Here is a 6625-nt window from a genome sequence, read left to right as displayed (position 1 = left end):
CGGCGCACCAGGTAAAGGACGGTCGCTTAGACCTGCCAGCCCTTCAGCGTTGTAACGGTGCACCCAATCGCGAAGCGTTTGACGCTCCATCCCGCAAATCATAGCCGCCTCTGTACGGGTGCGACCTTCCAATATCAGTGCCAACGCCAGCATCCGTCGCGCGGCATTCGCATCATGGCTTCGCGATGCAGCCTGACGCAAACCCGAAGCGTCCAAATCCAGCCGTGTAATCGAGACCGATGCCGACAAAACCAAACCCTCCTGCCAAATCAATGGCAAAGGGAATCACAATCCCTATGAAAAGGGAATCCCCAAACAGAGTCAGCGCTTAATGCCCTTGGTATAACACGTCCTGGCGCCATTTACCGCCAGCATCACCGCATACACCCGTGTCGTCGCCGGAATGCACAACCGGTTCCGCCTGGCACCGCCAAACGAGACGTTCGATACAGGCTCACCGATCACGATCTCACCCAGCAAAGTGCCATCTGGCTCACGTCACCGGCCGGCCCTGACGATCGACCGTATTGCTGTTACTGTAAACGGCTGGCGACCTGAAAACCCCGAACTTGTCTGTCGACGCATCCCGGCGCAACATTCGGTCACTGGGGATGTCGCTACACACCAGCGGCCGCACCATCGGAAATCATGCCAGTCGCTCGGCCCGGCGGCACCCGGACTACAGCATGTCTACCTGCGCTGTCGTCCGGATGCAGTCGCGAGACTGCGCCTCATGAACCCTGTGGTCTGTCGCCACGTCACACCTGCTTGGCCAGGCTGAAACAGAGTGCTGTACCGCCCAGGGGCGAGGGTTCAATCCATATATTGCCACCGTGCTGAAAAACGATCTTGCGTGCAAGGGGCAGGCCCATGCCGACGCCCGGATAGGCGTCGTCCGTGTGCAGTTTGCGCAGCGGCCGGAAAACGTCGTCATAGAACATTGGATCGATGCCGATGCCATTGTCTTCAACCGAAAAATCCCAACTGGTAGCGCACTCGGTCACTGAGACGCGCACATCCGGCCCAATACCATGCTTGCGAAAGCGGATAGCGTTGTCAATCAGAGCATGGAAAAGCGTGAACATGCGTGTGGGATCGGCCGTGACGGTCGGCATGGGCGGGTAGAGCAACTGCCCGCCCGTGACGTCCAGCTCAGCCTGCACTTCCATATGGCAACGCGCCAGAATGATCTCCAAATCTACAGGTTCTGGCGTTCGGGAAATTGTGTTGAGCCGCGAAAAGGCCAGAAGCCCTTGAATCATGTCGTTAAGTTTCTGGCCGCTCTCGATAATCAATTCCAGATGCAGCTTGTCCTCTTCGGTTGTGCTGGCCTTTAGGCGCTCAGTCAACAGTTGCGAGAAGCCAACGATCGAACGCACCGGACCCGCCAGGTCGTGCGACACGATATAGGCGAAATCCTTGAACTCGTCAGCGGCATCTACCTGGATCGGCGCTGATAATTCGCGACATGCCTGCACAGGCTTATCTCCATCTTCCATAGCGCGCCCTGGTCAATGATCGGCATCGGCCAGGGTGGCCAACACAAAAAAGAACTGTTCCATCAAGGCAATCGCCTCGCGGTACTTGCCGATATCCAGCGGCTTCACGACGTACGCATTGGCGTGAAGCCGATAGCTCGTCATTATATTACGTCCGGCGCCTGAGTTGGACATCACGATCACCGGAATGTGTTTGGTTCGTTCGCTGACCTTTATGGCTGTTAACACCTCAAGGCCACTCATCTGGGGCAACTGCAGGTCCAGAAGGATCAGGTCAGGCAACCGTTTGCCGCCATAGTCGCCATCGCCACGTAAAATTGCCATAGCTGACTCACCGGTTTGCGCGACCGTCAGATTTGTGGCGAAACTGGCGTCGCGCAAAGCATGCTGTGCCAGCAAGGCGTCACCGCGATTGTCGTCAACAAGCAGGATTTCGGCTGGCCGGCTACCCTCGATAAGACGTTTGGTCATTCCATTTCCTCAGCCGGGGGCAAAAATTCTCCCATGCGGCGAATCAACGCGGCCTGGCGTTGTGAAGACGCAGCCCTGTTGAGAACCAGGTAGACTAGCCGCACTTAACGGATTGGATCAAACCCGTATCTGTATCGAAAACGACCGTTTGGCGATCCGCCGCAAAGTCCATGGTCACCGCACAGGTCGAACACACGACCCGGCGCTTGCCGGGATGCAGGGGAACGGGAATTTCGGTGCGGGGCTTTCCGATCAGATACTGCAACTCAGCGGCGCCGCACTGGTCGGCGGACACGGGTTTGAACCGAGGCGCCGGCGGAGTTCCAGGGGCTTGAGCTTGCGACTCGCTCCGATCGGGAACCGGCGAGTACTCCGGCTTGGGCTGTGTCGCAGATGGCGGCGGGACGTCTGGCCCTGAGCTACACCCGGCCAGGACGGCGGTGCTGAGTACCAGCATCAAGAGGGAAACACTTCGCATTGTTTTCACTGCACCTTCTCCCATCGACCACGGTCATTCTGCTTCCAGTACGCCAGGTCACCACCGGCAGCCTTCAGGGCTTTCCACTGTGTTCGCGCCCAGTTTCGATGCTCGTCGTCGTTGCCGTCGAAGACAATTATACAGCGCTCCAAACCGCTAAGATCCGGTAAATCCACCGGAGCAACCGACAGATATACCTGAGGTTTATTGGCCATGGCACCGGTCGTTCCGAGCAGCACGGGCTGGCGTGTTTCCAGTTCGTCACCTTCGCGGCCGTGCGCCAGAAACGAGTCGGCGCGGTAGGTCCACAGCCCGTCATTCAACACCGTAATCTTGTCATCCTCGTGGCCGTGGACATAGGCGCGCCAACCCTTTTGGGCAACCTTTTCCAGCAGACCCGGCAGGGCCTGGTCCAGAGGTGTCGTTTCGAGGTGGTAGAACCAGATATCGGGCATGTGACTATGGAAAGAGTCTAACTACGAAGGGCACGAACAAGCACGAACTTTGCGATCGTTCTGAACCGATTGTAAAGGCGAACTGACAGCAAGTTTTTTTGCCAGGGCTCCTACGGATTTCATGGTGTCATGAAACCACTAAAGTCGTTCCTTAAACTCGCGTTTCCCGAGCGCAGTAAGGCGCTCATCAGGCCTGTGCTAATGCGCGGTCGGTGAAGGAAACGCCGTCCATCCGAGTCTGTCCGTGTGCCAGCCCAAGGCCGGGCATCGGTGACATCCTTGATCAAAATCGTGAGAAAGACGTCTCAAGCACCTCTATGAAAGACAAATCCTGAAGTTCGTGCTTTTCGTGTCGGTTCGTGGCCAAATCTTATGTTTCAACCGCCGCCAATTGCCCGCAGATAAACGCATCCTCACCGGCGTCCAGCAGTGCCGACAACACAACATCGGCGTTCCTGGGGCTGACATACAGGACAAAACCGACGCCGCAGTTGAAGGTCCGCAGCATTTCGTACCTGTCGATCCCGCCCGCCTGCATCAACCATGCGAACACCGGCGGAAACGCCCAGCCGTCGAAATCGAATTGTGCCGTCAATCCCTCGCGAACCGCCCGGTCCGGGTTTTCGATCAGGCCGCCGCCGGTGATGTGAGCGCCACCCTTGATCAAACCCGCCTTCATCAGCGGCAGAACCGCCTTGATATAGATGCGCGTCGGCTCCAGCAGGGCCTGGGCTAAGGAAAGGTCCTTGGCGAAAGGCGCCGGCGACGACCAGGTCAGGCCGGCGACCTCAACCACCTTGCGTATCAGCGAATAACCATTGGAGTGCGGCCCCGACGAGGCCAGGCCGATGATCAGGTCGCCCTCGCGCTGGTCATCCAGCTTCGGCAGTACGTCGTCGCGATTGACGGCGCCGACCGAAAAACCGGCAAGGTCGTAATCGCTGTCACCGTACATGCCAGGCATTTCGGCGGTCTCGCCGCCAACCAGCGCACAGCCGGCGCGCTTGCAACCCTCGGCGATGCCGGCGACGACGCGGCGCGCGACATCGATCTCGAGCTTTGATGTTGCGTAATAGTCGAGGAACATCAACGGTTCGGCCCCTTGGGCCAGCAAATCATTGACGCACATGGCGACAAGGTCAATTCCGACCGTGTCATGGCGATGGGTCTCTATGGCGATTTTCAGCTTGGTGCCGACGCCGTCGGTGGTGGTGACGATCAAGGGATCGTCATAGCCTGCAGCTTTGAGGTCGAACAGCGCGCCGAACCCGCCCAGGCTGGCCTCGGCGCCCGGACGGCGCGTTGACCTGGCCAAAGGCTTGATGGCGTCGACCAGCGCCTCGCCGGCATCGATATCGACGCCGGATGCGGCATAGGTCAGCCCGTTTTTCAGTTCGGACATTCGTGGAAAATCCTGTAAATTGGGGTATGGGAGGCGTTTGCGCTCTGCTATAGCGACAAAATGACTCCAATTACAAATACCAATGACCTGATAGCTTTTTGCGAGGCGATAAAATCCGCGCCCTTTATCACGGTCGATACCGAATTCATGCGTGAGACCACCTACTGGCCTAAGCTGTGCCTGATCCAGGCCGCCAGCGAAGATCACGCCGCGATTATTGATCCGCTGGCCAAGTCATTGGATTTGAAGCCATTTCTTGATATTCTTGCCGACGAGAAGATCCTGAAGGTTTTTCATGCCTGCCGCCAGGACATGGAAATCTTCGTCAATCTTGGCACCCTGCCGATGCCCATTTTCGACACCCAGGTCGCGGCCATGGCAGCCGGCTACGGCGATCAGGTCGCCTATGATTCGCTGGTTCGGCAGAAATTGAAGATCGATATCGACAAGGGATCACGCTTCACCGACTGGTCTCGACGTCCGTTGTCGGAGCAACAGTTGCAGTACGCCCTGGGCGATGTCACCCACCTGGCCAAGGTGTATCCGAAACTGCGCGACCGGCTGGCGCGCGAAGGCCGGCTGGAATGGGTTTCGGCGGAAATGGCCGACCTGTGCGCACCGGACCTGTATTCGACCAATCCCGAGGATGCCTGGCGCCGGTTGAGGCCACGCAAGAACTCCGTGAAGTATATGGCTGTTTTTTCTCAGGTTGCGGCCTGGCGCGAACGCATGGCCCAGGAGCGTGACATGCCGCGCGGCCGTATCCTGAAGGACGAAGGCGTTGACGAGATCGCCACGCAATTGCCGACCGATGCAGGGGCTTTTGATCATCTGCGTTCGACATCGAAGGGCTTTGGCGCATCAAAGTTCGGTCAGGACCTGACAGAGATCATCCGCAATGTGCTCAAGAACCCTGAGCCTTATGCACCCAAGATCGAGAGATCCGCTGCGCCCCTCCAGGTGCCGGCGTCGGTGGTTGAACTTCTCAAGGTGTTGTTGCGCATCCGCTGCGAAGAAGAGGGTGTGGCGCCCAAACTCCTGGCGACGGTTGCCGACCTGGAAAAGATCGCCCTCGACGACAACGCCGATGTGCCGGCCATGACGGGTTGGCGCCGAAAGGTGTTTGGCGATGATGCGCTGCGCCTGAAGCGCGGAGAACTGGCCCTTGTGCTTAACGGCACCAAGGTTGAGGTTGTCGAGTTGGACTGATGGACACGTTTGGGATCGACGAGGCGGCGGCAACATTTCAGGTCACAGTCGAGCGTCTTGCCGAACCTGAGTTGAACGTCGCATTGGATCGGTTAAATCAGTCCTTCAATATTGATCTCTCGAAGTTGTTTCCGTGGGAAACGCCTGGCGAAAAGAGAGGTGTACGCCGGGGCGATGGCTGGAGCCTCATTGACGAGTTTGTGGGGGATCAGTCTTGTCTGCTGCACGGTGGGGGAACCCGCATTGTCCGGGCGTTCGAAAGCGGTAAAGATTTGGGGCTTGTTCTGGCAAACACGCCGGGTTTTGAAACATATGTCTTTGATGCCGAGGTGGCCTATCTCATTTGCCATAACCATCATGACGCCTTGATTGGTTGGGGCGCAGCATCGGTCTGGGTGCAGAATCTTCCTGAAAATTTAAGCTAGTAGCTGCCCATCTTGAGGTTCAGCCCCAGAGCATTGGCCAGGGTTTTGGCGCGTTTGCGCGTCTGTTCGCCCAGCAAAAGGTCTTCCCAGCCTTCCCGCGCTTCCAGAACCAGGTTGCGTTCCTGTTGCAAGAGATGGGCATTGTTGAGGAGGCTCGCAGACTTGGCCGAGAGGTCGCAGCCCAACCTTAAGGTCAGGCCCAGTTGCGTCGCCTGGTTCAGACCATCCTGCCCCAGGATACGGTCGATGAGTACCGGTTCCTTGACATAGGCTTCGCCGGCGTAGCGGGTGAACAATGTGCAGGCCAGAAAGACCCGTTCGGCATGGCTTTGGCCGGGAATCGGCGCTCGCAGTACCTGGTCGCAGACCAGATCGGCCCGATGATCAGGGTGAAGGGTTGCGCCGATATCGGCCAGCTTGGCGGCCGCTCGGATCAATCGTTGATCTGGCCGCTCAATCAGGACGCCATCGGTGCTTTGATAAAAGTCCCGCGTCCATTTTGCCAGAGCCGGCCCGATGTCGGTGGAAATGCCCAGCCTGGCCCCCAGAGCGGCGCAGCCTTCCAGAAGCGGATCTCGGGCTTTCAAGTCCGGGGCCAGGTTGTCAAAAAGCAAGCCTTCACGCAGACCATTCGCCGAAAAACAAACGGTTTGGAAGTCAAAGGTCTCGATAAGGCATTGCAGCAC

8 protein-coding genes and 1 pseudogene are annotated in these 6625 nt (G+C 58.0%); 2 read left to right on the top strand and 7 right to left on the bottom strand.

All coding sequences use genetic code 11. From position 1 onward, the window contains the following. The 6 genes from ABAC402_RS40405 to purM all read right to left on the bottom strand — a co-directional run. The coding region (locus ABAC402_RS40405; RefSeq protein ID WP_155847501.1) for a helix-turn-helix domain-containing protein at nucleotides 1-249 on the bottom strand (249 nt) is incomplete at its 3' end. A gap of 509 nt (nucleotides 250-758) precedes the next feature. Beyond that, nucleotides 759-1499: an ATP-binding protein gene (locus ABAC402_RS38800; protein WP_052025388.1), complete on the bottom strand. Its 741-nt coding sequence runs from the start codon at nucleotides 1497-1499 to the stop codon at nucleotides 759-761. 12 nt (nucleotides 1500-1511) lie between these two features. Further along, on the bottom strand, nucleotides 1512-1970 hold the full coding sequence (locus ABAC402_RS38795) for a response regulator (protein WP_023451349.1): 459 nt from the start codon (nucleotides 1968-1970) through the stop codon (nucleotides 1512-1514). A gap of 94 nt (nucleotides 1971-2064) precedes the next feature. Then, nucleotides 2065-2265: a hypothetical protein gene (locus ABAC402_RS39960; protein WP_023451348.1), complete on the bottom strand. Its 201-nt coding sequence runs from the start codon at nucleotides 2263-2265 to the stop codon at nucleotides 2065-2067. Nucleotides 2266-2453: 188 nt separating this feature from the next. Further along, on the bottom strand, nucleotides 2454-2903 hold the full coding sequence (locus tag ABAC402_RS38790) for a DNA polymerase III subunit chi (RefSeq protein WP_023451347.1): 450 nt from the start codon (nucleotides 2901-2903) through the stop codon (nucleotides 2454-2456). 370 nt (nucleotides 2904-3273) lie between these two features. Further along, complete coding sequence (gene purM, locus ABAC402_RS38785) at nucleotides 3274-4305, bottom strand: phosphoribosylformylglycinamidine cyclo-ligase (protein WP_023451346.1); 1032 nt, start codon at nucleotides 4303-4305, stop codon at nucleotides 3274-3276. 60 nt (nucleotides 4306-4365) lie between these two features. Here purM and rnd point away from each other — a divergent pair, with 60 nt between their 5' ends. After that, complete coding sequence (gene rnd / locus ABAC402_RS38780; protein ID WP_023451345.1) at nucleotides 4366-5514, top strand: ribonuclease D; 1149 nt, start codon at nucleotides 4366-4368, stop codon at nucleotides 5512-5514. Further along, entirely contained in the window at nucleotides 5514-5939 is a 426-nt protein-coding gene (locus ABAC402_RS38775; RefSeq protein ID WP_023451344.1) for a hypothetical protein, read from the top strand. Before rnd ends, ABAC402_RS38775 begins: the two co-directional genes overlap by 1 nt. Here the strand turns inward: ABAC402_RS38775 and ABAC402_RS40490 are convergent. Then, nucleotides 5936-6625, bottom strand: a pseudogene (locus ABAC402_RS40490) (Ppx/GppA family phosphatase); the annotation flags it as partial. The gene ABAC402_RS38775 and the pseudogene ABAC402_RS40490 overlap by 4 nt on opposite strands.

The sequence above is a fragment of the Asticcacaulis sp. AC402 genome (assembly GCF_000495835.1).
Taxonomy (GTDB): domain Bacteria; phylum Pseudomonadota; class Alphaproteobacteria; order Caulobacterales; family Caulobacteraceae; genus Asticcacaulis.
Note: the sequence above shows the minus strand (reverse complement) of the source record. Positions and strands in the feature narration are given on the sequence as shown.

What these genes read in the sequence shown, in the direction of transcription:
- ABAC402_RS38800 (WP_052025388.1), bottom strand. Translation starts at nt 1,499, where the DNA reads ATGGAAGATGGAGATAAGCCTGTGCAGGCATGTCGCGAATTATCAGCG.
- ABAC402_RS38795 (WP_023451349.1), bottom strand. Translation starts at nt 1,970, where the DNA reads ATGACCAAACGTCTTATCGAGGGTAGCCGGCCAGCCGAAATCCTGCTT.
- ABAC402_RS38790 (WP_023451347.1), bottom strand. Translation starts at nt 2,903, where the DNA reads ATGCCCGATATCTGGTTCTACCACCTCGAAACGACACCTCTGGACCAG.
- purM (WP_023451346.1), bottom strand. Translation starts at nt 4,305, where the DNA reads ATGTCCGAACTGAAAAACGGGCTGACCTATGCCGCATCCGGCGTCGAT.
- rnd (WP_023451345.1), top strand. Translation starts at nt 4,366, where the DNA reads ATGACTCCAATTACAAATACCAATGACCTGATAGCTTTTTGCGAGGCG.
- ABAC402_RS38775 (WP_023451344.1), top strand. Translation starts at nt 5,514, where the DNA reads ATGGACACGTTTGGGATCGACGAGGCGGCGGCAACATTTCAGGTCACA.